The sequence below is a fragment of the Sulfurifustis variabilis genome (assembly GCF_002355415.1).
Lineage (GTDB): Bacteria > Pseudomonadota > Gammaproteobacteria > Acidiferrobacterales > Sulfurifustaceae > Sulfurifustis > Sulfurifustis variabilis.
In genome coordinates this window covers 3,578,943-3,603,927 of the sequence record NZ_AP014936.1, presented here as the reverse complement: position 1 = coordinate 3,603,927, position 24,985 = coordinate 3,578,943, and the positions used below count along the sequence as shown (strand labels likewise).

Below are 24,985 nucleotides of genomic sequence, written 5' to 3'. Positions count from 1 at the left end.
GGGAGGGCGACCGGGGTGGAATGGTCCGAGCAGGTGCTGCTCTTTCTGATCTCGCTCGTCGCCAACGTCTTCTCGGCGTTCTCCGGCGGGGGCGCGGGCCTGGTGCAGTTCCCGGCGCTGATCTTCCTCGGGCTTCCCTTCGGCGTGGCCCTCGCCACCCACAAGGTCGCGAGCGTCGCGCTCGGCGTCGGCGCCACGCTCCGACACCTGCGCGAGAGGTCGCTGGAGCGGCGCCTCACCCTGTACATCCTGGCGGCCGGCCTGCCCGGCGTCGTGCTCGGGGCGGCCTTCATTCTCGACGTCCCCGATCGCTGGGCGGAGGTCTCGCTCGGGTTGCTGACCATCGGCCTCGGCGTCTACTCGGTCCTCAACCGGCGCCTGGGTCTGGAGCACGCTCCGGTGAACCGCGAGGGCGGGCGCTATCTCTTCGGCGGCGTCGTGCTCTTCGTGATCGGCGTGCTCAACGGTTCGCTCACCTCCGGCACGGGGCTTTTCTGCACGCTGTGGCTGGTGCGCTGGTTCGGGCTCGACTACCGGCGCGCCGTAGCGCACACGCTCGTGCTGGTCGGTCTTTTCTGGAACGGCACCGGTGCGATCACCCTCGGGCTCCTCGGCGACATCCGGTGGGACTGGCTGCCGGTGCTGCTCGGCGGCTCGCTGCTCGGCGGCTACATCGGGGCCCATTGGGCGATCAAGCGGGGCAACCGCTGGATCAAGCGCGCGTACGAGCTCGTCACCCTGATGATCGGCATCAAACTCATTCTCGGCTGACTTGCGGGGTCCCGCGCTTTGCGCTTTAGTGCGGGGAGGGAGGAGCGTGACTTGGGTCTAGGCTCACTGCTCGGCATCAAGAGGAAGCGCCGCACGCTCGATCGCGTCGAATTCGAGACCGTGATCGGCATCGACGCGCTCTACCGGGGAGACATCAACGGGACCGGCACCTATGCGGTGCACGGCGCGGTCGAGGGCGCGTGTGCGCTCGACGGGCACCTGCTGGTCGCCGGCACGGCGCGCTGGGTCGGCGACATCGATGCGACGCACGTCGTCATCGCCGGGGAGGTCGTGGGCGACGTGAGCGCGCGCGAGAAGCTCGAGCTCCTGCCGACGGCGCGGATCCGCGGCCACATCACGAGCCCGGTCATCGCCATGGCCGAGGGCGCGATCTACGAGGGCGAGATCCGCATGCGCCCGCGGCCCGAGCTAGTCCATTTCAGCGAGAAACGCTCGTCCTGACCTTCCGCTCGAAGTGCTCCTTGATGGAGCCCAGCCAGCTCCGCATGTTGGCCTCGAGTTGCTGCTGCAGGAGCTGCTCCTGGCGCTGCCGCAACTCCAGTGCCGCGTCGGTGTCGAGCCAGAGGTAGAGCCGGTAGGCGAGCTGCACGATCCCGTTCGACTGACGGTCGGCCAGCGCGCCCCGGAGCATGGCCTCCGACGGCTCGAAGATCTCAGTCTGGGTGAGCAGGGTTCCCGTCGCGGCGGGCGCGAGCTCGACCTTCACCTCGAAGGGCACCGCGGTCTCGGAGACGGAGACGATACGATGAGGCGGCTCGAACTCCCGCACGCGCGTCCGGTAGTCGACGATGCCCGCGGCGGTACGCAGGCGGTAATGGCAGAGACTCCCGAGCGCGAGCGGCCCGCCCCCTTCGATCTCGGCCACCAGCGGGGCGGCGGTGGGATTGAGGCGCGAGCGCCCGGCCGGATCGGCCATGAGGGCGAACACCCGCTCGACGGGTGCCTCGATGTAGACGGTCTGGGAAACGACAATCATCGTGGCTCCGCGGTGTGACCCGCAAAACAGCAACGACGACCCGAACTACCCTGGAACTCAGGTGCCGTATTGGCGACGATAGGCGCTGATCGCCTCTAGATGCTCCTCTACCCCGTCTTTTTGTGCAAGCCAGGAAAGCAGGGTATCGAGGTCGGCGATGCTGACCACCCGCAGTCCCAGATCCTTTTCCACCTCCTGCACGGCCGACAGCGTCCCCTGTCCCCGCTCCTGCCGATCGAGCGCGATCGCGACCCCGGCCGGCCGCGCACCGAGGGTATTAATGATATCCACCGATTCCCGAACCGAGGTCCCCGCCGAGATCACGTCGTCCACGATGAGCACGCGGCCGGCGAGCGGGGCACCCACGATGAGCCCGCCCTCCGCATGCTTCTTCGCCTCCTTGCGGTTGAAGGCGTAGGGCACGTCGCGCCCCCGCTCCGCCAGGGCCGCCGCGGTCGCGGTGGCGAGGGGGATGCCCTTGTACGCCGGCCCGTAGACCATGTCGAAGTCGAGCCCGCTGTCCTCGATCGCATCGGCGTAGAACCGCCCGAGCCGCGCGAGCCGTCCGCCGGTGTTGAACAACCCGCTGTTGAAGAAGTAGGGACTGATCCGACCCGACTTGAGGGTGAAGCTGCCGAAGTGCAGCGCCTCGCAGTCGATGGCGAACTCGAGAAAGGCGCGCTGATAAGGCTTCATGCGCGGGCCATTTTAAGGTCGGCCCGGAGCAGGGGAAAGCGGGTATCATTCCGCCGCCTCTGACCGGAGCTCCCATGCGCGTCATCACCCTAAACCTGAACGGCATCCGCTCGGCCGCCAGGAAAGGTTTCTTCGACTGGATGCGGCGCCAGGACGCCGACGTCGTCTGCGTGCAGGAGATCCGCGCGCAGGAGGACCAGTGCACCCGGCAGATGCTCGGCCCCAGGGGCTACTACGGCTACTTCCATTGCGCGGAGAGGAAGGGCTACGCGGGCGTCGCCATCTACGCGAAAAAGCAGCCGGACAAGGTGCGCCTCGGCATCGGCATCCCGGACTTCGACGTCGAGGGGCGCTATCTGCAGGTCGACTTCGGCACGCTGTCCGTCGTCTCGGTGTACCTGCCCTCGGGTTCGAGCGGCCCCGAGCGCCAGAAGGTGAAGTTCCACTTCATGGACGAGTTCTATCCCTTCCTGAAGAAGCTGCGCGGCGACGGCCGCGACTACATCCTCTGTGGCGACTGGAACATCGCCCACAGGGAGATCGACCTCAAGAACTGGCGCTCCAACCAGAAGAACTCGGGCTTTTTGCCCGAGGAGCGCGCGTGGCTCACGAAGGTGTTCGACGAGCTCGGCTGGGTTGATGTCTTCCGCAAGCTCAATCAGAGGCCGGAGCAGTACACCTGGTGGTCGAATCGCGGACAGGCGTGGGCGAAGAACGTCGGGTGGCGCATCGACTACCAGATCGCGACGCCGGGGATCGCGGCGAAAGCGAAGGACGAGTCCATATATAAGAGGAAGCGGTTCTCGGATCACGCCCCACTATTAATCGATTACGACTTCGATCTCTAAATGGCGGCTATGCTCCTACTGTTTTCCCTGCACACAGCCTAGGCGGGCGATCTGAGTAACTTGATGATGCCTCGCCGAACGAAGCTAAATCCGACCGTGTGCACGTCTCGTATAAACTTCAATGAGCAAATTGATGAACCCACGAAGGCTTAATTGTTCCACTTCCGTTCTGCTTGCGTGCGCTCGATAGATTTCCTGCATCTCCTTGGCTTCGAAAACTTTTGGACTAAATATCTTCGCTACGGAAACTGAAGAGAGTAAAAAATCAGAAAACGCCTTACCAGTGCTGCTCTTTACAACCCCGAGTGCCAACTCCCAAAGTGCAGTGCTAGCAAAAGCGTCGAAGATTAACGGATCAGGAGTAATTAACTCGTTTGATAGAAAAGTCTTCAGAGGGCTATTCTCTAGTTCCCACTGGTCCGCTATCGCCTTATCTAGTACTTGTTTGACCGCAATGGCATAAGCCCTTTTCGAGCCGACTTCGTCGTCAAGCAATCTTTTTTGGGCGTCTTTGGTCTCCAGTTCCGCAAGATATTGCCGCAACACTCGATTAATCAGCGTTTGGTAGCCACCACGTCCTTCCTTGTCGGCAATCTCTCGAAACCGTTCGAGGACATCCTTATCTAGACGAATCGTTATCCGTTCTTTTCCCTCTGCCGGAACTACAGCGCCCTTCTTTGCCTTGCTAAAGTCGTATTCGCTTTTCATTGGTTCACCGCTCGTACTGACTTTTTTCTTGAACCGATGCCTTGCGGGCGGAGATCAACCGAATGTTCTCGCCTGCCAATGCCCACACCACAATGAGCGCGGTCCCTGTCGAATCACTTCCTAAAGTGATCCACCGCGGTTCGTCATGGTCGTTATCTTCAGTCGTCTTCGCATATGGGTCGTCCAGTACAGTCGCCGCTTCGGCAAACCGCACACCATGCTTTCGAAAATTGGCCGCCGCTTTTTCGGGGTCCCATTCGATCTCCATCGCGGGCTACTCGTACTGGAATTGTTGTATGTACATAGTACATACAACTAAAGCGATGGGGCAACCCCGTCAAGGGGGGTCGTTCTTGCCCCGTTGCCACATGGCAGGTGAGGAAGGTACTGCGTGGAAAAATTGATTCTTTTCAACAAGCCCTACGGCGTGCTCACGCAGTTTCGTGTGAGTGCCTATGGGCCGACACTCGCTGATTACATCCGATTACCCGGCGTGCATCCGGCCGGGCGGCTCGACAAGGACAGCGAGGGGCTGCTGCTCCTCACCGACGATGGCGCGCTGCAGCACCGCCTGACCGATCCGCGGCACAAGCTGCCGAAGACCTATTGGGCGCAGGTCGAGGGGGTGCCGACGGAGGAGGCGCTCGAGCGGCTGCGTCGCGGCGTGATGCTGGATGGCCGGCGGACGCGGCCGGCGAAGGTCCGCCGTCTTTCCGAACCCGGGCTCTGGCCGCGCGAGCCGCCCGTTCGTTTTCGCAAGCACATACCGACGAGCTGGATCGAGGTGATCCTCACCGAAGGCCGAAACCGCCAGGTGCGGCGCATGACGGCGGCCGTCGGCTATCCGACGTTGCGCCTCGTGCGCGTGGCCGTGGGTCCGTACCTCCTCGACAAGCTCGCGCCGGGCGAGTGGCGCGACGTGGCGCCCGTCTTCACCCGGTGACTGCGGCAGGTTTCCTTCCCTCGGGCAGTTGACGCCCGTCTACGTCGCGCCGTCTCCGCCGGAGAGACAAAAACAAGCCAAAACAGTGGCTTGAGGCGGGTCGGCGTTGACAACCCGGGGCGCCGTCTATGCTGAGGGGCAGGCCGTCAACCGGAGGGAGGCACGAACCGGAACGGTCGATTCCAACCGTTCGAGGAGAACAAGATGAAGACTTTGGGATTGTGGTTGATGATTTTTGGCTTCGGCTCCATGGCGCTGAACTTCGTGGGCTTCGAGTTCAAGCTGCTGATGTGGGTCGACAATTGGGGTCCGGCGATCGGCTGGGCGATTCGCGCCGGGCTCGCCGCCGTCGGTGCCGTGTTGTTCTTCCTCGGCATGCGTCAGGAGCCGCAGGCACAGAAGGCCTGAGTGCGCGAACCGCCGGCCGGTTCGCCGGCCGGCGGTTTTCCATCGCTTCTACCCCCCGTCGTTTCGCGTTTCCCTTTCCTGGTTCGTTCCTCCGAATGCGTCGCGCCGCCTCACCCGTGGTGGCGCCGGCGGCGATCGCGCAAAATCCGGCCATGGATGTTCACGCCCAGGCGCAGCGCTGCCTCATGGAGCGCGACCCGGAAACGAAGCTGGCCCGCGTGCGCGAGCTCGACGCGCGCTGGCCCGAGAAGCGGCCGCGCGTCTGCGACGGTGTTTCCGCGCCGGAGCCGATTGCCGTGCCGGGCCGTCCGCCGCGCCCGCGGCTCGTATCGCCGCGCGAGGTGGAACGCCGGCAGGTCTCGACGCCCGAGGGCCGCGCCGCGCTGCTGCACGCGCTCGCGCACATCGAGTTCAACGCCGTCAATCTCGCGCTCGACGCCGTGTACCGGTTTCGCGGCCTGCCGTTCGAGTACTACGGCGACTGGGTCCGGGTCGCGGCCGAGGAGGCGCATCATTTCGCGCTGCTGCGCGAGCGCCTGCGCGCGCTCGGTCACGACTACGGCGACTTCACGGCGCACGACGGGCTCTGGGAGATGGCGGTGAAGACCGCGCACGATCCGCTCGCGCGCATGGCGCTCGTGCCCCGCGTGCTGGAGGCGCGGGGCCTCGATGCCTCGCCGACCCTGATCGCGAAGCTGCGCGCGTGCGGCGACGCCCGTGCGGTCGAGATCATGGCGATCATCCAGCGCGACGAGATCGGTCACGTCGCGGTGGGGAGCCGGTGGTACCGGTATCTCTGCGGGGAACGCGGCCTCGATCCCGTCGCGACCTTCCGCCGGCTGCTGCGCGAGTACGACGGCCCCCGGCTGCGGGGCCCGTTCGATCACGTCGCGCGCCGCCGTGCGGGGTTTACCGAGCAGGAGCTCGATCTGATCGAAGAGCTGGCCGCCGGGCGCTAGACTGCTCGCGATCCCGGAGGGTCGCATGACGGCGGAGCTCGGTTGGCGGAAGGCGCTGGACGGCCACTTCCCGCCCTGGATCAAGGTTCCCTACACGGTCTTCGTCGGGCTGCTCGTCCCGGTCTACTGGGTCGCGCACGGACCGGCCAACTTTCTCTGGTTCTCGGACGTCGCGCTCTTCGGCGTGCTGATCGTGCTCTGGTTCGAGCACCGGCTGCTCGCGAGCATGATGGCGCTCGGGGTGCTGCTGCCGGAGCTCGCCTGGAACGTCGGATTTTTCGGCAAGCTCCTCACCGGCACGGACGTCGTCGGCCTCGCCGGCTACATGTTCGACCCGTCGATACCGCTGGCCGTGCGCGGTCTGTCGCTCTTCCATGTCTTCCTGCCGCCCCTGTTGCTCTGGACGGTGTACCGCCTCGGCTACGACGAGCGCGCGCTGCGCGCGCAGACGCTGCTCGCGTGGGCGGTGCTGCCGGCGAGCGCGCTCGTCGCGACCCCGGAGAACAACGTCAACTGGGCGCTTGGCTGGGGAGACCATGTCCCTCAACCGTGGATGCCCGGCTGGCTGTGGGTGGGGTTCCTGATGGCGGCCTTTCCGCTGGTCGTCTACCTGCCGACCGACCGGCTGCTCCGAAAGTGGCCGGGACCACGGCCCGGAAGGGAGGACGGCCCTAGCCGGTCTCCCCCTCGATGAGCCCGTCGAGCCCACCCTCCATGTGCAGCTCGGTCAGCTCGGTGAAGCCGCCGATGCACCGGCCGTCGATCACGATCTGCGGCACCGTCCGGGCGTTGTTCGTGACCTCCGCGAACTCGCGCAGCGCCGACTTGTCGAGGTCGATCCGCACCTCGTCGAAGGGCACCTGCCACTTGCGCAGCAGGACCTTGGTTTTCTGACACAGCGGGCACACGCCCGTCCCGTAGACCTTGACTCTTGCCATGGGCTCCGTAACGCGCTATCGATGAAGGGCGTATTCTCACCGAATCGGCCGCAAATCGGGAGCGGCCGCCCGCGATGACCCCTGGGACCGTGTCGGCGTTGCACGGCGTCGCGGCACCGCGAACAGAGAGGGAAGACGCGTGAACGCGAAGATCGGGTGGGGCCTGCTCGTCGTGCTCGTGCTCGGGCTGGTTGCCTGCGCGAGCACCGTCACGCGCCGCCCGGGCGCGGACTGGTACTACGGCGGCCAGCAGTTCGGCGCCGTGCGCGTGACGTTGACGCCGAAGGCCGAACGAAAGCTCGAGGACCACACCGAGTTCGACCCCTGGCAGCTCGAGGCGGCGATGGCGCAGGCGCTGGAGACGCGCGGGCTGCTCAGCCGGGAGAGTCCGTACCAGCTGGACGTGCAGGTGACCGACCTCCGCGTGCGCTCGACCTTCTGGGCGTTCATGCTGAGCTTCGTGTACGGCGCGGACCGCGTGGTGGGTCACGTCACGGTGCGCCAGCCCGCGAGCGGCCGGCGACTGCACAGTTTCGTGGTCAAGGCGTACAACGCCCTCGCCGGATGGGTCACGCTGCCCGCGAGCGTGCGCACCGAATGGCTCTACGACGAGTTCGCCGAGCTCACGGTGAAAGAGATCCTGAACGGCGCCGGCCCCGCCCTCGCCGCGTCGCCGCCCCGCGCGCCGACTCCCTGACCGCCTCCCCGTAGTCCAACCGCCGGCGCTTGTCCAGTTCGCCGGGCCGGAAATTTTTTCGCGCTCCGCGCCCGCGCGTTCCCGACGCCTTGCCTAGAGTTAGCTGGGCATGCGTTTTGCAAAGTACGGGCAAGAGTCCTTTCGGAGATGCGCGTCGTGCGTCCAGGAAAAACAGTCGTGAAAGCCTTTCTCGCGCTGCTGCTCGCCCTCGGCCTCGCCGCCTGCGCGAGCACGGCGAGCCGCGAGCAGAATACGTCGACCCAGTGGCAGTATCAGGGCCAGAAGTTCGGCGCGCTGCGCGTGAGCATGAGCCCGAGCGTTCAGGTGAAGCTCGCGGAGGAGGGCACGTTCGACCTCCGTCGCTTCGAGCAGACCGTGCTGGGCGCGCTGAAGGAGCAGCAGCTCTTCGATCGCGGCAGCGGCTACAGCGTCACCGTCGAGGTGACGGACGTGCGGCTCGGGCCGCAGCCGAAGTGGGGCCGATCGGCGAAGGGCGCGGGCAACGTCGTGACCGGCAAGGTGACGCTCAAGCAACCGTCCGGCCGGCCGCTGTACGCGTTCGACGTCTACGCCTCGTACGCGCTCGGAGACACGAACGCGCCGGCGGAGCTCCTGAGCGGACTCTACGAGGAGTTCGCCGTGCTCACCGTGATCCAGATCCTGCGCGGCTCGGAACCGAGGTCCGCGTACGCGTCGCTCTGACCGGGCGAGGAATCGCAGTAAAGCAAAAGAGCCCGCGCGGGCTCTTTGCCTGTCGTCTCACTTCTTTCTGCGGCCGGATTTCTTCGTCGAAGCGCGCGATCGGCGCCGACGGTAGTCGCGCGCGTACTCGCTCCGCGCCTCCTTCGCCTTGCGCCGGGCTTCCTTCTCGGTGCCCGCCACCTTGCCGCGTGCAGTCGGCTTCGGCTTCGCGCCGGCTCCCTGCGCAGCCTGCGGATCGGAGGGGCCCTTCCAGCCCTTCGGCACCCACTTGTCGCCCGACTTCCGGTACTCGTGCTTGAGGGCGGCGTAGGCGACCCGGTGGGCGCGGCCGCCCTCGCCGTAGGTGCGCACGGCGCTGTCGTGCGCCTTTTTCCAGAGACGCTGTGCGTGCTTGTCGGATCTCAGGATGGTGCCCGGGATGCTCACCGGATACTCGACGATGTCTCGCACCGGAAAGCCTCAATCTGCCGGAGACCTTCCCTCGGTCTCAATGCCGACAATCGACGGCGGGCGGTTATCGCTTCAGGACCGGCCGGAGCTTCGGCCAGACGTTGTCCAGCATGCGCGCCTGCGCGGCGGCGGTCGGGTGGATGCCGTCCGGCTGCATGAGGCCGTCCTGCTCGTATACGCCGTCGAGCAGGAAGGGCACCAGCGGCAGGCGGTAGCGGGCGGCGAGATCCTCGTAGACGGCCCGGAACCTTTCGTTGTAGCGCGGTCCATAGTTCGGGGGCAGGCGGATGCCGATCAGCACCACCTCGGCGCCGCTCTTCTTCGATTCCTCGATCATGGCGGCGAGGTTGCGCTTCATCTCCTCGAGCGGGAGGCCGCGCAGCCCGTCGTTGCCGCCGAGCTCGAGGACGACGACCGCGGGCTCGTGCTGCGCCAGCGCGCGGGGGAGGCGCACCCGGCCGTTCGCGGTCGTGTCGCCGCTGATGCTGGCGTTGATCACCTTATAATTGAGCTTGTGCTCCTCGAGCCGCTGCTGAAGCCGCGCCACCCAACCCGATTCGACGTCGATCCCGTAGGACGCGCTCAGGCTGTCGCCGACGACCAGGATCGTGCGCGCGAGCACGGCGCCCGGCGCGAGCAGTAGCGCGAGAACGAAGACAAGGCGGAGAGAAATGGAAGGACAGGTGAACGGGAGTCTCATCGTCGCGGAAAACCTCGGGAAGCGGGTGGACACCGCGGCCGGTGCGCTCGACATCCTGACGGGCGTGAGTCTCGAGATCAAGGCGGGCGAAAGCGTCGCGGTGATCGGCGTGTCGGGATCGGGCAAGTCCACGCTGCTCGGCCTGCTCGCCGGGCTCGACGTGGCGTCGTCGGGGTCGGTCCGGCTCAACGGGCACCGGCTCGAGGCGCTGGACGAGGACGGTCGGGCGCGCGTGCGCGCCGAGCTGGTCGGCTTCGTGTTCCAGTCTTTTCAGCTGCTGCCCGGCCTCACCGCGCTCGAGAACGTGATGCTGCCGCTCGAGCTCGCCGGCCGCAGGGACGCGACCGAACGGGCGCGCGAGCTGCTCGCGCGCGTGGGCCTGGGCGAGCGGCTCGCCCACTATCCCCGCCAGCTCTCGGGCGGCGAGCAGCAGCGCGTCGCCATCGCGCGCGCGTTCGTCACGCGGCCCGCGATCCTCTTCGCCGACGAGCCCACCGGCAACCTCGATACCGCGACCGGCGCGCGCGTCATCGAGCTGCTGTTCGAGCTCAACGCCGAGCGCGGGACGACGCTGGTTCTCGTGACGCACGACGAGAGCCTCGCCGCCCGCTGCACCCGGCACATCCATCTCGATGCCGGCCGGCTGGCCGAGCGGGCGAACTGATGCGCGGAAGGACCGCCCTCGCGCTCAAGCTCCTCGCGCGCGACTGGCGCTCGGGGGAGCTCACGCTTCTCGTCGCCGCGCTGGTCGTCGCCGTCGCGGCGGCGACCACGATCGGCTTCTTCGGAAACCGCATCGAGCGGGCGATGAGCGAGCAATCGGCCGATCTGCTCGGGGCGGATCTGATCCTGGCGAGTTCGCAGCCGCTTTCCCCGGAGTCGCTGAACGAAGCGGCAGCGAGGGGGCTCGAGACGGCGCACACCGCGGAGTTCGCGAGTGTCGCGGTGAGCGGCGAGAAGCTCCAGCTGAGCGCGGTGCATGCGGTCTCGCCGGGCTACCCGCTGCGAGGCAGCCTGCGGGTCGCGCCGCAGCCGTACACCGAGGACGCCGCAACGAACGAGATCCCGGCGCCGGGCACCGCCTGGGTCGAGGCCCGCCTCCTCGCCGCGCTGGGGATCGAGGTCGGCGGGCGCCTCGAGATCGGCGCGGCCGGATTCACCGTCACGCGCGTGGTGACGCAGGAGCCGACGCGCGCCGGCAACTTCTTCGCGCTCGCGCCGCGCGTGCTCATCCACCACGACGACCTCGCCCGCACCGAGGTCGTCCAGCCCGGGAGCCGGGTCACCTGGCGCGCGCTCTACGCCGGCGATGCCGCCGCGCTCGAAGGCTTCGGCGCGTGGCTGCGCCCGCGGCTCGATCGCCACGAGGAGCTGCACGACCCGCGCTCGGGCAACGCCTCCGTCGGGCGCGCGCTCGGACGCGCCGAGCGCTATCTCGGCCTAGCGAGCCTGATCGCCGTGGTGCTCGCGGCCGTCGCCATCGCCATGGCGGCGCGGCGCTACAGCGAGCGCCACTACGACGTGAGCGCGATGCTCCGTTGCCTGGGCGCCGCGCAGCGCGACATCCTCGCGCTCTATCTGCCTCAGCTCCTCGTTCTGGCGCTCGTCGCCGCGGCGCTCGGCGGCGCGATCGGCTGGGCGGCCCAGGAGGCGCTGCTCTTTATGCTCAAGGACTGGCTGCCCCCGCGCCTGCCCCCGCCCGGACCCGGACCGCTGGTCGCCGGACTCGCGACGGCGCTCGTGGTGCTTGCCGGATTCGCCCTGCCGCCCGTGCTGCGGTTGAAGCGCGTGCCGCCGCTGCGCGTGCTCCGCCGGGATCTCGTCCCGCTGCCGGCGAGCGGATGGTTCGTCTACGGAGCCGCGGGGGTCGCCGTCGTCGCGCTCCTCTGGCGCTACACCGGGGACTTCACGCTGACCGCATCGGTCCTCGGCGGCGCGCTCGGCGCCGCCGCCGTGCTCGCGCTCCTCGCCCACACGCTCCTGCGCCTCGGACGGCGGCTGCACCGCCACGTCGGCGTCGCCTGGCGTTTCGGGATGAACAACCTCTGGCGGCGGAGCGGCGCGACCGTCGGGCAGGTGCTCGCCTTCGGGCTCGCGTTCATGGCGATGGCGCTGATCGCCCTCGTGCGCGGCGATCTCCTCGCGACGTGGCAGACGCAGCTCCCCGCCGACGCGCCGAACCACTTCGCGTTCAACATCCTGCCCGAGGACGTGCAGCGGCTCGACGCCTTCTTCCGGGACAACGACATCCGCGCGAGCGCGATCTACCCGATGGTCCGCGGGCGGCTGATCGAGATCAACGGCGCGCCGGTCCGCCGCGCCGTGACCAAGGAGGCGCGCGGCGACGGCGCGTTGCAGCGCGAGCTGAATCTCAGCTGGAGCGCGGCGCTGCCGGAGGACAACAGCGTCGCGGAGGGACGGTGGTGGCAGCCGGACCAGGATGCCGATGCCGTCTCGGTGGAAGCGCAGCTCGCCGCGCGCCTCGGGATCCGCCCGGGGGATCGGCTCACGTTCTCGATCGGCGGACAGGAGCTCGAGGCGCGCGTGCAGAGCCTGCGGCGCGTGCAGTGGGACTCGTTCCATCCGAACTTCTACATGATCTTCCCGCCGGGTGCGCTCGACGCGTACCCCGCGACCTGGCTCACGAGCTTCTATCTCCCGGCCGGGCGCAAGCCGTTGCTCGGGAGCCTCGTGCGCGCCTTCCCGGCGGTCACCGTGCTCGAGACCGATCGCGTGCTGGCGCAGGTGCGCTCGCTCCTTCAGCAGGCGACGCTCGCGATCGAGTTCATCCTGCTCTTCGTCCTCGCCGCCGGCTTCGCCGTGCTCTATGCGGCGCTGAACAGCACGCTCGACGAGCGCTTCCACGAGGGCGCGCTGCTGCGCACGCTCGGGGCAAGCCGCGGGCAGCTGCGGGCGGGCCACGTCGCGGAGTTCGCGGTGCTCGGTCTGCTCGCGGGGCTGCTCGCGGCGATCGGGACGGAGCTCATCGCGGCCGCCCTCTACACGCGCGTCTTCGACCTCGACTACGCGTTCAAGTGGCCGCTGTGGGTGATCGCGCCGCTCGCGGGCGCCCTGATCGTGGGGCTCGCGGGCTTCCTCGGCACCCGGCGCGTCGTGCGTGCGAGCCCGCTGTCGGTGCTGCGGGAGCTGTAGGCGCGAAGCGCCAATATTGAATGTTCAATTGTGAATGTTGAATTGATGAGGCGCGCGCCGCGCGCACTTCAATTCAACATTGAGCATTCAACATTCAAAATTTGCTTTTCCCTTCGACCTTCTTCGAGCGCGCGGCGGCGGTCGCGGCCGTCGCGAGCGCGATCGTGAAGCCGAAGAGAAGGACGCCGACGGCGCTCAGCCAGTCGGAGACCGTGGTCGGGACGAGCAGGTGGGTAAGCGGGGCGATGAGGTCGAAGCCGGCGTCGGGGAGGGCGCGCATGCGCTTGAAGGCGTCGAGCGCGGCGACCGAGAACGCGCCGATGACGAGGGCGACGAGGCCGCCTAAGGCGCCGCGCCGGACGAGATCGCCTCGTGTCAGTATCCGCGGCCTGATGTCCGCGAGCGCCTCGAGCTCGGGGTCGCGCACGCCGAGGGGCGAGAAGCGGTGCAGCATCAGCAGCCCCGGGATGCCGATCGCGATCGTGAAGAGGAAGAAGTCGCGCCAGCCCATGGCGTCGACCATCACCCCGGTGACCGGTCCGGCGAGGATGCGCGGCAGCGCGAACAGGCTCGAGAAGAGTGCGTACTGCGTCGCCGAGAACTGCTTCATGGTCATGCGCAGCAGCAGCACGCTGAACGCCCCGGTGCCCATTCCGGTCGTGATGCTCTCGAAGCCCATGGCGGCGTACATGAGCGGTCGGTCCACGCCGACCATGGCGATCAGCACGTAGCCGAGGTTCGAGGCGATCTGCAGGCCGCCGAACACCCAGAGGGCGTGGCCGAGGCCCATCGCGGTCGTCAGCACGCCGCCGAGGAAGGTGCCCACCAGAGTCGCGACGAGCCCGATCGTCGCGGTCGCCACCCCCACGTCGAAGTCGTCGAAGCCCACCTGCACCAGGAAGGGCCGCACCAGCGCGCCGGCGAGGTTGTCGGCGAGCTTGTAGAGCACGACGAAGCCGAGGAGCTCGAGCGCCCGGGCCTTGGCGAGGAAGCCCACGAATGGTTCCCACACGGCCGCGCGCAGGCTCGGGGGCGCGTGCAGCCGGTCGGCCTCCGAGCGCGGCGCGAACAGCGTCACGAAGAGCATCGGCGCGTACAGGAGCGCGATCAGCGTGAACACGAACGGCCAGGACCACATACCGGCGAGCGTGATCGCGAGGCCGCCGGCGACGAACATGGCCGCGCGGTAGATCGCGATGCGGGCGCCCACGGCCACGCCCTGCTCGTTCGGCCTGAGCACCTCCACCGCGTACGCGTCGATCGCGATGTCCTGGCTCGCCGAGGCGAAGGCGATCGCGAGGGTCAGGCTGCCGACGATCCAGATCGCATCCGGGTGGCGGGCGACGTCGCCGAGCACGAAGGTCAGCGCGAGCAGCGCCACCTGCATCGCCAGCGTCCAGCCGAGCTTGCGCCCGAGTTTCGGGATCGGCAGCGCATAGCGGTCCATGAGCGGGGACCACAGGAACTTGAAGCTCCACGGCGCCTGCGCGAGCGTGAAGAGCCCGATGATCTTGATGTCGACGCCCTCGCGCGCGAGCCAGGTGGGGATCGCGATCCAGACGAGGCCCAAGGGGAGGCCGGAGGAGAAGGACAGGAGCGAGACGGCGGCCGTGCGCCAGCTCCGGAGCGCGAGCCACACCGCCCGCCAGGCGGGGATCTTCGCGGTCATGGGGCGCGGCGGTCGCTCAAGGGCCAGTCATACGAAGGAATGGCGCGAAGTATAGCGTTGTCGCGTGGCACGGACAGGGGAAAGAGCGGAGACGGACGACGAGGGCGGGGAGCGGGGCGGCGCGCGGTCGGACCGGGCCGCGGCGAGCGTGTTGAACGCCGTGGATGGCGTTTCTCAATGTACTGTCAGTGCAGCGGCTGCCCGACCTTGCGCATCATGTTGCGGATGATCATGAGCTGGTTCTCGAGGTTCTGCTTGGTCGCCTCGACGTCCGCGATGCGGCCGGTGACGTTGTCGAGGTTCTCGTGCACGCGTTTCAGGTTCTCGAGCCGCTGGTCCATCATGATCTTGTGCTCCCGCACCTGCGAGAGGATCGGCGCCATGATCGCCTTGCCCCAGTCGCGCGCGGCCGCGTTGCATTCGGTGTACACGAGGCGGGCGCGCGAGGCGAGGGTGATGAAGAACTTCTTGATCACGAAGTGCGCCTCGGTCATGACCATGACCGGGCTCTTGCGGAAGGCGTCGGCCTCGTCGTAGAGGCGCTGGATCTGGCTGCGGAAGGGCGCGAGCGAGAAATCGACCGGCTTGATCCGGGCGAGGCCGTGGTCCGCGTGGAACTTGCCGTAGACCGCGTTGACGAGCCCGACGATCTGCTGGGCCTGGCGGTGCGCCTTCTCCATGGTCTCGGTCGCGCCGTCGAACAGCGTCTTCATGCCGGCCTTGAGACCCTGGGTGGTCCAGGACTCCTTCATCGCCGTGCGCGTGCGCGCCATGAGCGTGTCGAACGCCTCGACGCTCAGGTAATCGAGCAGCACCTTCGTCTGCTCGGACAGCACCGCGCGGGTCGCCTGGAAGCTCGCCAGCGTCTTGTCGTAGGCGGCCTTCTCCTCGCGCATGCGGTTGATCATCTGCTGGATCGCGTCCTGGCTCTTGCCGGAGAGGCCCTTGAGCTCGGCGAGCTGCGCGTCCACGGCGGCGAGGCGGGCCTCGATCATGGCGCGCGTGTTGTCGACGATCGCGCCGATCTCGCGCGCGATCTTCGCGCGCAGGAGCGCCTGCTTGGCCTCGACGATGTCGCTCGACAGCTTCGCCTCCAGGGCGTCGAGGCCGCTGCGGGCGATGAGCGCATGGTCCGCCTTGACCTTGCCCAGCAGCCCCTTCTGCGCGGAGACCGGGAAGATCTGGGCGCGCGAGACGCCGAGCGCGCGGGCCGTCTCCTCGATCTGGCGGTTCAGCGTGGCGGAGATGCTCTCGTCCGAGCGCAGCTCGTCCCAGAGCGCGTCGACCTTGTTGAGCACGACGAGCCGTCCCTCGCTCGCCGCGTGCTTGGCGACGCACACGTGGTTCGTCCAGACGTCGAGGTCGGATTTGGTCACCCCGGTGTCGGCGGCGAGGACGAAGAGCACCGCGTGCGCCGACGGCAGCATGCTCATCGTCAGCTCCGGCTCCGTGCCGAGCGAGTTCAGCCCCGGGGTATCGAGGACCACCAGCCCCTGCTTGAGCAGCGGGTGGGGAAAGTTGACGATCGCGTGGCGCCAGACCGGGATCTGCACCTTGCCGTCGCTCGGGACGGCGGCGCCCGGCGCCTGGGCGTTGTAGAGCCCCAGGTTCTCGGCCTCGCGAATCGGGACGGTGCGCGTCTGGACGATCTGGGCGAAGGTCTCCGCCATCTTCTTCGGGCTCGACGTGTCGAGGGGCAGCACGGTCCAGTGGGTGGGCGTGCGCTTGAGCTCGGCGATGGTGAGCGAGGACTGGCGCGTCTCGATGGGCAGCAGGCGCACCGAGGGCGGCTGTTTCTCGTCGTGCAGGAGCTCCATCGGGCACATGGTCGTGCGCCCGGCGTCCGAGGGGAGGAGCCGCTGGCGGTACTCGGCGAAGAAGATCGCGTTGATCAGCTCGGTCTTGCCCCGGGAGAACTCGCCGACCAGGGCGACCGTGAGCCTGTCGGACTTGAGCGCGTCGATCAGCTCGTAGACCTTGAGATCGTCCTCCCCGCTCCCGAGCCCCTGGCTTTCGACCCAGCCCTGGTACTCGTTGATGATGGAGGCCAGCTCTTCCCGCCAGCTGCGGTACTCCGACAGCCGCCGGCCGAACGCATTGACGGCCAGCGCCGGGCGATCTTTTAGTGGTTGTACGCCGATCATCGGACAGGCCATTGAAACATGAGTTTAACGGCCGATCTTGATTAAAAGCTAGAGCTTCATAGCTGCAAAGCGTGCCAGAAAATATAGATCACGCACGCGCGAGCGCGACGTCAGCGAAGCATGAGCGCGATGCCGGCGTCCTCGAGGGGGCGGACGAGCAGAATCAGGGTGAGCTGCAGCAGGACGAAGACGGCGATGGGCGAAAGATCGAGTCCCGAGATCGGCGGGATCAGGCGCCGCGCCGGCACGAGCAGCGGATCGGTGAGGTCGTTCAGCAGCTCGCCGACCGGGTGGCGCGTGCCGTACGGGTTGACCCAGGACAGGATCACCCGGATGAGCACGGCGACGATATAGACGTACACCGTGAGCTGCAGCAGCCGCGCCACGGCGAGCACGATCAGGCCGGCGCCGTTGATCGACACCCCCTGGATCAGCCCGTGGATCAGCCACAGCTCGGCCGCCTGCAGCGCGACGAGCAGCACGACCGAGGCGAGGTCGATCCCGCCGATCCCCGGGACGATCCGCCGCAGGAAGCCGAGCGGCGGTTGGGTGAGCGTGACGATGAACTGCGAGATCGGGTTGTAGAAGTCGGCGCGGGCCAGCTGGAAGAGGAACCGGAGCAGGACCAGCAGGATGTAGAAGCCGAAGACGACCTGGATCAGGTACAGCCCGGCCTGGCTGAAATAGCTCATGCGCCCTTCCCGAACATTTCGGCGAGCTCGCGCGCGCGCCGGGTCGCCGCCCTGACCGCCTGGTGAAAGAGCGTCTCGATGCCGCCCGACTCGAGGACCCCCAGCGCCTGCTCGGTCGTTCCGCCGGGAGAGGTGACGCGGGCGCGCAGCACCGCCGGCTCCTCGCCCCCCTCGAGGGCCATCTTGGCCGCCCCGAAGGCGGTCTCGAGGGTGAGCAGCCGGGCGGTCGCCGCGTCCAGCCCCCCGGCGATGGCCGCGCGTTCGAGCGCCTCCATCACGCGGAAGAAGTAGGCCGGTCCGCTGCCGGAAACGGCGGTCACCACGTCGAGCAGGGATTCGTCAGCCAGCCACACCGTGACGCCGACCGAGCGCAGGATCGACTCCGCCTGGTTGCGCTGTTCGGGCGCGACGCGCGGGTTGGCGTACAGGCCGGCCGCGCCGGAGCCGATCAACGCCGCGGTGTTCGGCATCACCCGCACGACGGGCAGGCCGCCCCCGAGCCAGCGCTCGAGGTCGGCGAGGCGTACCCCCGCGGCGACCGAGATCACGAGCGGCCGCCGGCGCTGCACCGCCTGCGTGAGCTCGAGCGCCGCCGCGCGCAGCACCTGCGGCTTCACCGCCAGCACCAGGATGTCGGCGCGGGCGGCCACGTCGTTGTTGGTCGCGTAGGTCTTGAGCTTGAGGACCTTCTCGACCGCCGACCGCTGGGCGGAATCGGGGTCGGCGAGGATCAGGCGGTTGCGGGCCCAGCCGTTCTTGAGCAGGCCGCCGGCGAGGCTGCGCGCCATGTTGCCGGCGCCGATGAAGCCGACGAGCGGCTGCCGCGCCGTGCGACGCCGGGCGGGTTTTTTTTGCGAGGTCCGGCGCGGCGTCTTCACGGCGCGGACCCGGTTCTTGGCTTTCCGGGCGGGCATGGGCTGGTCGCCAGTTTAAAGCGGGGCGCAGACGTACGGAAGCGGCGCCGCGTTGCATACCCTGCCGTCATGGACTAGAAATTAAGCGAGAAAGCAGTGCCTTCCTGAAACAGAGCCACGCCGCCGGGAGCCCATGGATATCGCCGAACTGCTGGCGTTTGCCTTCAAACAGAACGCCTCGGACCTGCATCTGTCGTCCGGCCTGCCGCCGCTGCTGCGCGTGGACGGGGAGATCAAGCGCATCAACGTCGATCCCCTGGACGACCGGACCGTCCACAACATGGTGTACGACATCATGTCGGACAAGCAGCAGAAGGACTTCGAGGAATTCCTCGAATGCGACTTCTCCTTCGAGCTGCCGGGGATCGCGCGCTTCCGCGTCAACGCCTTCAACCAGCAGCGCGGACCCGGGGCCGTGTTCCGGACGATTCCTTCGAAGGTGCTGACCCTCGAGCAGCTCAATGCCCCCGAGATCTTCAAGAAGATCTGCGACCAGCCGCGCGGGCTCGTGCTCGTGACGGGGCCGACGGGCTCGGGCAAGTCGACCACGCTCGCGGCGATGATCAACCACATCAACGAGACCGAGCACGAGCACATCCTCACGATCGAGGACCCGATCGAGTTCGTGCACACGAGCAAGAACTGCCTCATCAACCAGCGCGAGGTCGGGCGGGACACGCTCGGCTTCAACAACGCGCTGCGCGCCTCGTTGCGCGAGGACCCGGACAGCATCCTGGTCGGCGAAATGCGCGATCTCGAGACCATCCGGCTCGCGCTCACCGCGGCCGAGACGGGCCACCTCGTCTTCGGCACCCTGCACACGTCGTCGGCGGCGAAGACCATCGACCGTATCATCGACGTGTTCCCGGCGGCCGAGAAGGACATGGTGCGCGCGATGCTCTCGGAGAGCCTGCGCGCCGTCATCTCCCAGACGCTGCTCAAGAAGGTCGGCGGCGGGCGCGTTGCGGCGCACGAGATCATGATCGGCACGCCGGCGATCCGGAACCTGATCCGCGAGGGCAAGATCGCGCAGATGTACTCGTCGATCCAGACCGGCCAGCAGTTCGGCATGCAGACGCTCGACCAGTGCCTGCAGGAGCTGGTGCGCACGCGCCAGGTGCACGTCGACGACGCGCGCACGATGGCGGTCAACAAGGAGTCCTTCGGCGCCAGCGCGATGGCGGGCGCCAAGGCCGGCGGCGCCGCCGCGGGGGCGAAGCCGGCATGAACTTCGCCGATCTCCTCAAGCTCATGAAGCACAAGAGGGGCTCGGACCTCTTCATCACGGCCGGCGTGCCGCCGTCGATGAAGGTCGACGGCAAGCTCATGCCCGTGACCAAGCAGGCGCTCACGCCGGAGCAGTCGCGCGCGTTCGCCTACGGCATCATGAACGAGGAGCAGCGCCGGCAGTTCGAGGAGCACAGCGAGTGCAACTTCGCGATCGCGCCCCAGGAGATCGGACGCTTTCGCGTCAACGTCTTCATGCAGCAGCAGCGCGTCGGCATGGTGCTGCGCACGATCAACACCGACATCCCGCGCTTCGACGACCTGAACCTGCCCAAGGTGCTGGCCGACGTGGCGCTCACGAAGCGCGGTCTCGTGCTCTTCGTCGGCGGCACGGGCTCGGGCAAATCGACCTCGCTCGCGGCGATGATCGGCTACCGCAACGAGTACAGCTACGGCCACATCCTCACGGTCGAGGACCCGATCGAGTACGTGCACCAGCACAAGAACTGCATCATCACGCAGCGCGAGGTGGGGGTGGACACCGAGTCCTACGAGGTGGCGCTCAAGAACGCGATGCGCCAGGCGCCCGACGTGATCCTGATCGGCGAGATCCGCTCGCGCGAGGCCATGGACCTCGGCGTGCAGTTCGCGGAGACCGGTCACCTGTGCATGTCGACCCTGCACGCGAACAACGCGAACCAGGCCCTGGACCGCATCATCAACTTCTTTCCCGAGGAGAAGCGCAACCAGCTGCTCATGGACCTCGCGCTCAACCTCAAGGCGATCATCTCGCAGCGCCTGATCCCCACGAAGAGCGGCAAGGGCCGCGTGCCGGCGGTCGAGGTACTCATCAACACTCCGCTCGTGTCCGACATGATCATGGAAGGCAACATCCCGGGCCTGAAGGACCTCATGGCGAAGTCGCCCGAGGCGGGCATGCAGACGTTCGACCAGTCGCTGTTCACCCTCTTCGAGGCCGACCTCATCTCCTACGACGACGCCCTGCGCAACGCCGACTCGGTCAACGACGTGCGCCTGCGCATCAAGCTCGAGAGCAAGGACTCCAAGAACCGCGAGCTGGGCGACACGCTTCGGAACGTGACGTACAAGTAGACTCGCGCGCTGATTCCGGCGCCTAGAATCGATCTCGGTTACCCGTCCGCATGCGACCCGCTTCGTCATGCGGGTGACGAGCAGCGACCCTTTCGATTGCCGCGCCGACGAGACTCGGTCGCGTCAGCCCTTTGTTCCGACTCGACAATCTCACGAGCCCGGCCAGCCGGCATCCCTCTTGCACACCCCGCCGGGAGTCTGAGGCGACTTCGCGGGCCAAGGAGCGCTATCAGCAGTCGAGTGCGGGAGGCCGTGACAGTCGCGCATGCGATGCCGCCGCATGCCCGGTATAGGTGCGGCCGGGCCGTACAACGAAGTCAGTGTGCTCGCGATTCCCGCCATCGAGACGCCGAAAGATGGTCTTCGATCCGCAGTTCGAATTGACTGAAAACAACAAAGTGGGGAGGGGTTATGCGCAGGGGCAGAAAAAAGCTTGAAGCGTGGCGCAAATGGACGATTTGTTCCCTACTACCGCTTCTTTTGTTTGCAGCCCAGAGCAGTTTCGCCGATTGCGAACGCATCGAAATCGTTCGGTATCCGACGAGCTACGGTTGGGCGACCAGCGGGAGCAGCTGCGGTGGGGGGACTTATGATTGGAGGACCGCCTCCCTCCAGCTCTCGCAGGCCGAGATCTGTGCGAACCGGCCGAACTACGCTCCCGGGGCCGTCGTGGCAGTCGATCCCTATGGTTCCCCGGTGTGTGCCTATCCATCCCAGATCAGGAACGGTGTGGTATCCGGAGGATGTTACGACTATCTCCGGCTGAACTGCCCCTGATTCCCCGGACACCTTTGAAGGTAGACAATACCCGAGGAGGTGTCAGTTGGAAAAACACAATAAGAAGCTCAACCCCGAACGCAAGCGCAACCGCTTCCCGAAGGAGTTCAAGCTCGAGGCCGTACGCCTTTTAGAGCTCGGCCAAAAGCCGGCGGCGCAGCTCGCCCTCGAGCTCGGCATCCAGCGCAACCAGCTCTACAAGTGGCAGGAGCAGCTTAGGCAGAAGGGCGGCGATAACGCCTTCCGCGGTCCAGGCCGGCCTCTACTCGATCAGGCGAGCGAGATCGAGCGCCTCGAGCAAGAACTGAAGCGCCTGACCGAGGAGCGTGACATTTTAAAAAAGGCAGCCGCGTACTTTGCGAAGGACCTGCCGTGAAGTACGCGTTTATGGAAGACCATGCCCGGGAGTTCCGGGTGGCCGCGATGTGCCGGGCCCTTAAGGTCTCGCGCAGCGGCTTTTACGAGTGGCGCCACCGCGGCCCGAGCCCTCGGGCACGAGCGAATCTCGCTCTCCTGGCCGAGATCCGCCGGGTGCACCAGGAGCACCGGGAAGCCTATGGGGCGCTCAAGACCTGGTTCGCGCTCAAGGAACGGGGTATCGCCTGCGGCAAGCACCGCGTGGCACGCCTGCGCCAAGCGGCGGGGATCGAGGCCAAACGCAAACGGCGCTTCCGGGTCATCACCGAGCACCACCGCACCCCGCAGGCGGCTCCGGACCTGCTGGAGCGGCGCTTCAACGCCCCCGTGCCCAATGCCGTCTGGGTGGGCGACATGACGTTCGTCCGCACGCGCGAGGGCTTCCTGCACCTGGCGGTGCTCCTTGATCTTTACTCGCGTCGCGTCGTCGGCTGGGCCATGGACACCCAGCCCAGTCAGGCCTTGGGCCAGGCGGCGCTCGCCATGGCGCTCGATCAACGAAAGCCGCGGCCCGGGCTCATCCACCACACCGACCGCGGCTCGCCGTACTCCGCGCGCGCCTACCTCGAGCAACTGCATGCCCGGGGCATCCGTCGCAGCATGAGCGGACGCAAGAGCGCCTACGACAACGCGGTGGCGGAGAGCTTCTTCTCCAACCTCAAGAACGAGCTCGTCCACCACTGCGACTTCCCGACGCGGGACCACGCGCGGGCGGCGATCTTCGATTACATCGAGCTCTTCTACAACCGAAGGCGCATCCACCAATCGCTCGGCTATCGCACGCCAGAGGCAGTCGAGCGAGAATGGGTGGATGCTTAACTAACGTGTCCGGGGAAGGCGGGCCAGCTCAGGCTGACCCCGTTCTGCCGTAATCCCGAAACCGGCGAAGACACGCCCCTTTATGCCTACCCGGGCTACTGTACGATGGTCCGCTGCATTGACCAGCAATTCCGCATCCGGCTTACCGCGGGGGCGCAGAGCCCGGAGTCACCGGACGTGCTCTCCTCGGTCGAGCCGGGAAACACGTCGACGGTGATCGCGCGTGTGTACGACCAGAATGACCAACTTGTCCCCAATGTGCCTCTCAAAATCGAGGTCGACGTCACGCCCAGAAGCGGCGGACATGAGCACGATGATGCGGTGCGCCATACCCAGCACATGGGCACGCTCGCCCCCGTAAGCCCGAGCACGGGAACAGTGACGCAGAGCGGCAAGATCCTGACCGGCAACACCGGCTCGAGCGGCGTTCACTTCACGTTCAAGGCCCCGGCCCTCGCCGGCGATCACACCATCAAAGCCGAGTGCACCGACGGCAAGAACTGCACACAGGAGGGGCCGAAGCAGGTTTGGGTGGGAGTGAAAAATCTCTTGCCGTTAGGAAACTCTCAGTACTTTGTGCCGATAGGCGATACCCCGATGATGCGTTGGGGGCGATTCCATCAATACTGAGCGTTCGGGTGGAGTTTGAACGGTTAGCAGGAATAGTGGGAGCGTTTGCGAAATTCGAAATCCCGTGGGATAAAAATGGAAACACGAGATACGACTTACGTCACTACCACGTCCGTCTGATGGGAGGGATACCACAATGTCCTTGAACAAGATTTTTGGAATTTTCAGCGTCGGGTTGTCGCTTGCGATGTGCGTGAACAACGCCCGGGCAGAACAAGGCGAAGGAACCGTCCGTGATCCGCTCACGGGCAAGTACATCGACCATGTATACCGCGATTGGCAGGAAGGGGTGGTATTGAACCCGGAGACGGGCGATTACACGGTTACCTACAAAGGCAGTCAAGGGTTTTTTGCCGAGGTCATTTTCGTCCCCGCCACCAAAATTGACTCTACGTTGAAGTCCAAATTCAAGGACAGTAGAGACAGCAATGGGATTCGCTACAGTTACAAGGTTAAGAATGGAGTCGGAAGCAAACAAAACATAGATCAGCTCATCACTCTGGTCAGCAACGTGACGCCCGGTAGCCTAGAAGCCCCTCAACGCTGGGAGGCCCACGCAATTCCACAGCCCCCTTCTCAGGGGCCTAACTTGATTCTTTCTTGGACCTACTTCGGTGGAGAATATTTGAGCGGACTCGCGCCCGGGAAAAGCCTAGCGGGTCTTTCTTTGGAAAGCTCAGATTTACCGGGTATTGCCCTTGTGAAAATCTCGGGTGCCGCGCCAACAACGGAATGGCTCGGCCATTATCCGGTCGGTGTGGTAGGTGACCAAATGGAGGAAATCGAAAAGAACAACCACATTCCTCGTTTCGCTGCCGTCCCCAAAATCCCCGTCGGCCAGCCCTTCGATCCGGCCCTCACTTTGACCGGCCTACAAAAGCACGTAAACCAAGATTTGGTTTCTATGAAACTGGTCGATCCCGTCTTTGCCTCCCAACTCGATCGTGGCCTACAAGCCGCCATCGATGCCGCCAAAATCAATAACACCAAGGCGTTGAAGGACCACCTCAAAGACCTCCGCCATGTGCTCAAGAGAGAGCATGGCGATGTCGACAAGGAAGACGACGAAGACGACGATGGGGACGGCGACAAGGTTAAGAAACCCGGTTTGATCGACAAGCTCGCCGCCCGTGTCCTCGATTTCGACATTAAGTACGTCGAAAAGCGTATCAGTGGGAAGAACTAACGATTAGCTGTCATCGCCATACCCACGTCGCCGGAGACATCGTCGAGCTCGAGCTGATCGAGCCGCCCTTTGCTTCTCAGCTTGACCGCCTGCTCCATGGCCGCCGCGGATGCCACCTGCCGCAACGGTCTGGAAGCCGCCCGCGATCACTGCACGACACATTTGCGCTCGTCCAGAGGGCGCATCCCGATCTCGACAAAGACTATCAGGATGACGAAGACCGGGCAGTCGCTGTTCAACCTGTTCCAGGCCGACCTCATCTCCTACGACGACGCCCTGCGCAACGCCGACTCGGTCAACGACGTGCGCCTGCGCATCAAGCTCGAGAGCAAGGACTCCAAGAACCGCGAGCTGGGCGACACGCTTCGGAACGTGACTTATAAGTAAGCGCCGGCATCGGCTGCGCGCGATGCAGACCGGCCGCCAT

General features: G+C 66.3%; 29 protein-coding genes. 18 read left to right on the top strand and 11 right to left on the bottom strand.

Annotated features, from left to right (window positions below):
* Positions 1–15 precede the first annotated feature (15 nt).
* Together SVA_RS17480 and SVA_RS17475 are read left to right on the top strand one after the other, a co-directional pair.
* The gene (locus SVA_RS17480; protein WP_096462425.1) at positions 16–771 is read left to right on the top strand and encodes a sulfite exporter TauE/SafE family protein; all 756 of its coding nucleotides are present in this window, start codon (positions 16–18) and stop codon (positions 769–771) included.
* 51 nt (positions 772–822) lie between these two features.
* A complete protein-coding gene (locus SVA_RS17475) occupies positions 823–1,233 on the top strand; it encodes a bactofilin family protein (protein WP_169924164.1) in 411 nt (136 codons plus the stop codon).
* Here the strand turns inward: SVA_RS17475 and SVA_RS17470 are convergent.
* A complete protein-coding gene (locus tag SVA_RS17470) occupies positions 1,211–1,768 on the bottom strand; it encodes an SRPBCC family protein (protein ID WP_096462423.1) in 558 nt (185 codons plus the stop codon). The genes SVA_RS17475 and SVA_RS17470 overlap by 23 nt on opposite strands.
* 57 nt (positions 1,769–1,825) lie before the next feature.
* Positions 1,826–2,464 (bottom strand): orotate phosphoribosyltransferase, encoded by a 639-nt coding sequence (gene pyrE, locus SVA_RS17465; protein ID WP_096462422.1) that lies wholly within the window; start codon positions 2,462–2,464, stop codon positions 1,826–1,828.
* A gap of 74 nt (positions 2,465–2,538) precedes the next feature.
* Between pyrE and SVA_RS17460 the strand changes: the two genes are divergently transcribed.
* Positions 2,539–3,312 carry an exodeoxyribonuclease III gene (locus SVA_RS17460; protein ID WP_096462421.1) on the top strand — a complete coding sequence of 258 codons (774 nt, stop codon included), beginning with the start codon at positions 2,539–2,541 and terminating at the stop codon, positions 3,310–3,312.
* 84 nt (positions 3,313–3,396) lie between these two features.
* Here SVA_RS17460 and SVA_RS17455 read toward each other — a convergent pair whose 3' ends face one another.
* Positions 3,397–4,020 carry a BrnA antitoxin family protein gene (locus tag SVA_RS17455; RefSeq protein WP_096462420.1) on the bottom strand — a complete coding sequence of 208 codons (624 nt, stop codon included), beginning with the start codon at positions 4,018–4,020 and terminating at the stop codon, positions 3,397–3,399.
* 4 nt (positions 4,021–4,024) lie between these two features.
* Positions 4,025–4,288, bottom strand: coding sequence for a BrnT family toxin (locus SVA_RS17450; RefSeq protein ID WP_096462419.1), 264 nt, complete (start codon positions 4,286–4,288; stop codon positions 4,025–4,027).
* Between the two features lie 123 nt (positions 4,289–4,411).
* Between SVA_RS17450 and SVA_RS17445 the strand changes: the two genes are divergently transcribed.
* The 4 genes from SVA_RS17445 (at position 4,412) to SVA_RS17430 (ending at position 7,024) form a co-directional block, all read left to right on the top strand.
* Positions 4,412–4,963, top strand: a complete 552-nt coding sequence (locus SVA_RS17445) for a pseudouridine synthase (RefSeq protein ID WP_096462418.1) — start codon at positions 4,412–4,414, stop codon at positions 4,961–4,963.
* A gap of 204 nt (positions 4,964–5,167) precedes the next feature.
* Positions 5,168–5,371, top strand: a complete 204-nt coding sequence (locus SVA_RS17440; protein WP_096462417.1) for a hypothetical protein — start codon at positions 5,168–5,170, stop codon at positions 5,369–5,371.
* A gap of 152 nt (positions 5,372–5,523) precedes the next feature.
* Entirely contained in the window at positions 5,524–6,330 is an 807-nt protein-coding gene (locus SVA_RS17435; RefSeq protein ID WP_096463023.1) for a ferritin-like domain-containing protein, read from the top strand.
* A 25-nt stretch (positions 6,331–6,355) separates the two neighbouring features.
* A complete protein-coding gene (locus SVA_RS17430) occupies positions 6,356–7,024 on the top strand; it encodes a hypothetical protein (RefSeq protein ID WP_197703272.1) in 669 nt (222 codons plus the stop codon).
* Here SVA_RS17430 and SVA_RS17425 read toward each other — a convergent pair.
* Positions 7,002–7,268, bottom strand: a complete 267-nt coding sequence (locus SVA_RS17425) for a glutaredoxin domain-containing protein (RefSeq protein WP_096462416.1) — start codon at positions 7,266–7,268, stop codon at positions 7,002–7,004. The genes SVA_RS17430 and SVA_RS17425 overlap by 23 nt on opposite strands.
* A gap of 139 nt (positions 7,269–7,407) precedes the next feature.
* Here SVA_RS17425 and SVA_RS17420 point away from each other — a divergent pair, with 139 nt between their 5' ends.
* Both SVA_RS17420 and SVA_RS17415 read left to right on the top strand, forming a co-directional pair.
* Entirely contained in the window at positions 7,408–7,965 is a 558-nt protein-coding gene (locus SVA_RS17420) for a hypothetical protein (protein WP_096462415.1), read from the top strand.
* A gap of 177 nt (positions 7,966–8,142) precedes the next feature.
* Positions 8,143–8,667 (top strand): hypothetical protein, encoded by a 525-nt coding sequence (locus tag SVA_RS17415; RefSeq protein ID WP_096462414.1) that lies wholly within the window; start codon positions 8,143–8,145, stop codon positions 8,665–8,667.
* Positions 8,668–8,724: 57 nt separating this feature from the next.
* Here the strand turns inward: SVA_RS17415 and SVA_RS17410 are convergent, their stop codons facing one another.
* Positions 8,725–9,117 carry a ChaB family protein gene (locus tag SVA_RS17410; RefSeq protein ID WP_197703271.1) on the bottom strand — a complete coding sequence of 131 codons (393 nt, stop codon included), beginning with the start codon at positions 9,115–9,117 and terminating at the stop codon, positions 8,725–8,727.
* 64 nt (positions 9,118–9,181) lie between these two features.
* A complete protein-coding gene (locus SVA_RS17405) occupies positions 9,182–9,817 on the bottom strand; it encodes an arylesterase (protein WP_096463020.1) in 636 nt (211 codons plus the stop codon).
* Between SVA_RS17405 and SVA_RS17400 the strand changes: the two genes are divergently transcribed.
* Both SVA_RS17400 and SVA_RS17395 read left to right on the top strand, forming a co-directional pair.
* Entirely contained in the window at positions 9,801–10,481 is a 681-nt protein-coding gene (locus SVA_RS17400) for an ABC transporter ATP-binding protein (RefSeq protein WP_096463019.1), read from the top strand. The two genes, SVA_RS17405 and SVA_RS17400, sit on opposite strands and share 17 nt — an antisense overlap.
* Entirely contained in the window at positions 10,481–12,970 is a 2,490-nt protein-coding gene (locus SVA_RS17395; RefSeq protein ID WP_096462413.1) for an ABC transporter permease, read from the top strand. The genes SVA_RS17400 and SVA_RS17395 overlap by 1 nt, the downstream gene beginning before the upstream one ends.
* Before the next feature lie 94 nt (positions 12,971–13,064).
* Here the strand turns inward: SVA_RS17395 and SVA_RS17390 are convergent, their stop codons facing one another.
* The 4 genes from SVA_RS17390 to proC form a co-directional block, all read right to left on the bottom strand.
* On the bottom strand, positions 13,065–14,639 hold the full coding sequence (locus tag SVA_RS17390) for an AmpG family muropeptide MFS transporter (protein WP_096462412.1): 1,575 nt from the start codon (positions 14,637–14,639) through the stop codon (positions 13,065–13,067).
* Between the two features lie 185 nt (positions 14,640–14,824).
* Positions 14,825–16,783 (bottom strand): dynamin family protein, encoded by a 1,959-nt coding sequence (locus SVA_RS17385; protein ID WP_169924163.1) that lies wholly within the window; start codon positions 16,781–16,783, stop codon positions 14,825–14,827.
* A gap of 110 nt (positions 16,784–16,893) precedes the next feature.
* On the bottom strand, positions 16,894–17,475 hold the full coding sequence (locus SVA_RS17380) for a YggT family protein (RefSeq protein ID WP_096462410.1): 582 nt from the start codon (positions 17,473–17,475) through the stop codon (positions 16,894–16,896).
* A complete protein-coding gene (proC, locus tag SVA_RS17375) occupies positions 17,472–18,389 on the bottom strand; it encodes a pyrroline-5-carboxylate reductase (RefSeq protein ID WP_096462409.1) in 918 nt (305 codons plus the stop codon). Before proC ends, SVA_RS17380 begins: the two co-directional genes overlap by 4 nt.
* A 133-nt stretch (positions 18,390–18,522) precedes the next feature.
* Here proC and SVA_RS17370 point away from each other — a divergent pair, with 133 nt between their 5' ends.
* The 7 genes from SVA_RS17370 to SVA_RS19880 all read left to right on the top strand — a co-directional run bounded on the left by SVA_RS17370 (position 18,523) and on the right by SVA_RS19880 (position 24,945).
* Positions 18,523–19,617: a type IV pilus twitching motility protein PilT gene (locus tag SVA_RS17370; protein ID WP_096462408.1), complete on the top strand. Its 1,095-nt coding sequence runs from the start codon at positions 18,523–18,525 to the stop codon at positions 19,615–19,617.
* Positions 19,614–20,729, top strand: a complete 1,116-nt coding sequence (locus SVA_RS17365; RefSeq protein WP_096462407.1) for a PilT/PilU family type 4a pilus ATPase — start codon at positions 19,614–19,616, stop codon at positions 20,727–20,729. The genes SVA_RS17370 and SVA_RS17365 overlap by 4 nt, the downstream gene beginning before the upstream one ends.
* Before the next feature lie 823 nt (positions 20,730–21,552).
* Positions 21,553–21,882 (top strand): transposase, encoded by a 330-nt coding sequence (locus tag SVA_RS17360; protein ID WP_096462406.1) that lies wholly within the window; start codon positions 21,553–21,555, stop codon positions 21,880–21,882.
* Positions 21,879–22,742, top strand: coding sequence for an IS3 family transposase (locus SVA_RS17355; protein ID WP_096462405.1), 864 nt, complete (start codon positions 21,879–21,881; stop codon positions 22,740–22,742). The genes SVA_RS17360 and SVA_RS17355 overlap by 4 nt, the downstream gene beginning before the upstream one ends.
* 105 nt (positions 22,743–22,847) lie before the next feature.
* A complete protein-coding gene (locus SVA_RS17350; RefSeq protein WP_096462404.1) occupies positions 22,848–23,372 on the top strand; it encodes a hypothetical protein in 525 nt (174 codons plus the stop codon).
* A 136-nt stretch (positions 23,373–23,508) separates the two neighbouring features.
* Entirely contained in the window at positions 23,509–24,558 is a 1,050-nt protein-coding gene (locus SVA_RS17345; RefSeq protein ID WP_096462403.1) for a hypothetical protein, read from the top strand.
* Positions 24,559–24,768: 210 nt separating this feature from the next.
* Entirely contained in the window at positions 24,769–24,945 is a 177-nt protein-coding gene (locus SVA_RS19880; protein WP_169923907.1) for a hypothetical protein, read from the top strand.
* The last annotated feature ends 40 nt before the right edge of the window (positions 24,946–24,985 follow it).

Excerpts from the sequence above, each read along its gene's own strand:
- SVA_RS17430 (WP_197703272.1), top strand. The coding sequence starts at position 6,356 with ATGACGGCGGAGCTCGGTTGGCGGAAGGCGCTGGACGGCCACTTCCCG.
- SVA_RS17455 (WP_096462420.1), bottom strand. The coding sequence starts at position 4,020 with ATGAAAAGCGAATACGACTTTAGCAAGGCAAAGAAGGGCGCTGTAGTT.
- proC (WP_096462409.1), bottom strand. The coding sequence starts at position 18,389 with ATGCCCGCCCGGAAAGCCAAGAACCGGGTCCGCGCCGTGAAGACGCCG.
- SVA_RS17405 (WP_096463020.1), bottom strand. The coding sequence starts at position 9,817 with ATGAGACTCCCGTTCACCTGTCCTTCCATTTCTCTCCGCCTTGTCTTC.
- SVA_RS17440 (WP_096462417.1), top strand. The coding sequence starts at position 5,168 with ATGAAGACTTTGGGATTGTGGTTGATGATTTTTGGCTTCGGCTCCATG.
- SVA_RS17385 (WP_169924163.1), bottom strand. The coding sequence starts at position 16,783 with ATGATCGGCGTACAACCACTAAAAGATCGCCCGGCGCTGGCCGTCAAT.
- SVA_RS17390 (WP_096462412.1), bottom strand. The coding sequence starts at position 14,639 with ATGACCGCGAAGATCCCCGCCTGGCGGGCGGTGTGGCTCGCGCTCCGG.
- SVA_RS17435 (WP_096463023.1), top strand. The coding sequence starts at position 5,524 with ATGGATGTTCACGCCCAGGCGCAGCGCTGCCTCATGGAGCGCGACCCG.
- SVA_RS17345 (WP_096462403.1), top strand. The coding sequence starts at position 23,509 with ATGTCCTTGAACAAGATTTTTGGAATTTTCAGCGTCGGGTTGTCGCTT.
- SVA_RS17450 (WP_096462419.1), bottom strand. The coding sequence starts at position 4,288 with ATGGAGATCGAATGGGACCCCGAAAAAGCGGCGGCCAATTTTCGAAAG.
- SVA_RS17425 (WP_096462416.1), bottom strand. The coding sequence starts at position 7,268 with ATGGCAAGAGTCAAGGTCTACGGGACGGGCGTGTGCCCGCTGTGTCAG.
- SVA_RS17380 (WP_096462410.1), bottom strand. The coding sequence starts at position 17,475 with ATGAGCTATTTCAGCCAGGCCGGGCTGTACCTGATCCAGGTCGTCTTC.
- pyrE (WP_096462422.1), bottom strand. The coding sequence starts at position 2,464 with ATGAAGCCTTATCAGCGCGCCTTTCTCGAGTTCGCCATCGACTGCGAG.
- SVA_RS19880 (WP_169923907.1), top strand. The coding sequence starts at position 24,769 with ATGACGAAGACCGGGCAGTCGCTGTTCAACCTGTTCCAGGCCGACCTC.
- SVA_RS17460 (WP_096462421.1), top strand. The coding sequence starts at position 2,539 with ATGCGCGTCATCACCCTAAACCTGAACGGCATCCGCTCGGCCGCCAGG.
- SVA_RS17365 (WP_096462407.1), top strand. The coding sequence starts at position 19,614 with ATGAACTTCGCCGATCTCCTCAAGCTCATGAAGCACAAGAGGGGCTCG.
- SVA_RS17350 (WP_096462404.1), top strand. The coding sequence starts at position 22,848 with ATGGTCCGCTGCATTGACCAGCAATTCCGCATCCGGCTTACCGCGGGG.
- SVA_RS17470 (WP_096462423.1), bottom strand. The coding sequence starts at position 1,768 with ATGATTGTCGTTTCCCAGACCGTCTACATCGAGGCACCCGTCGAGCGG.
- SVA_RS17395 (WP_096462413.1), top strand. The coding sequence starts at position 10,481 with ATGCGCGGAAGGACCGCCCTCGCGCTCAAGCTCCTCGCGCGCGACTGG.
- SVA_RS17370 (WP_096462408.1), top strand. The coding sequence starts at position 18,523 with ATGGATATCGCCGAACTGCTGGCGTTTGCCTTCAAACAGAACGCCTCG.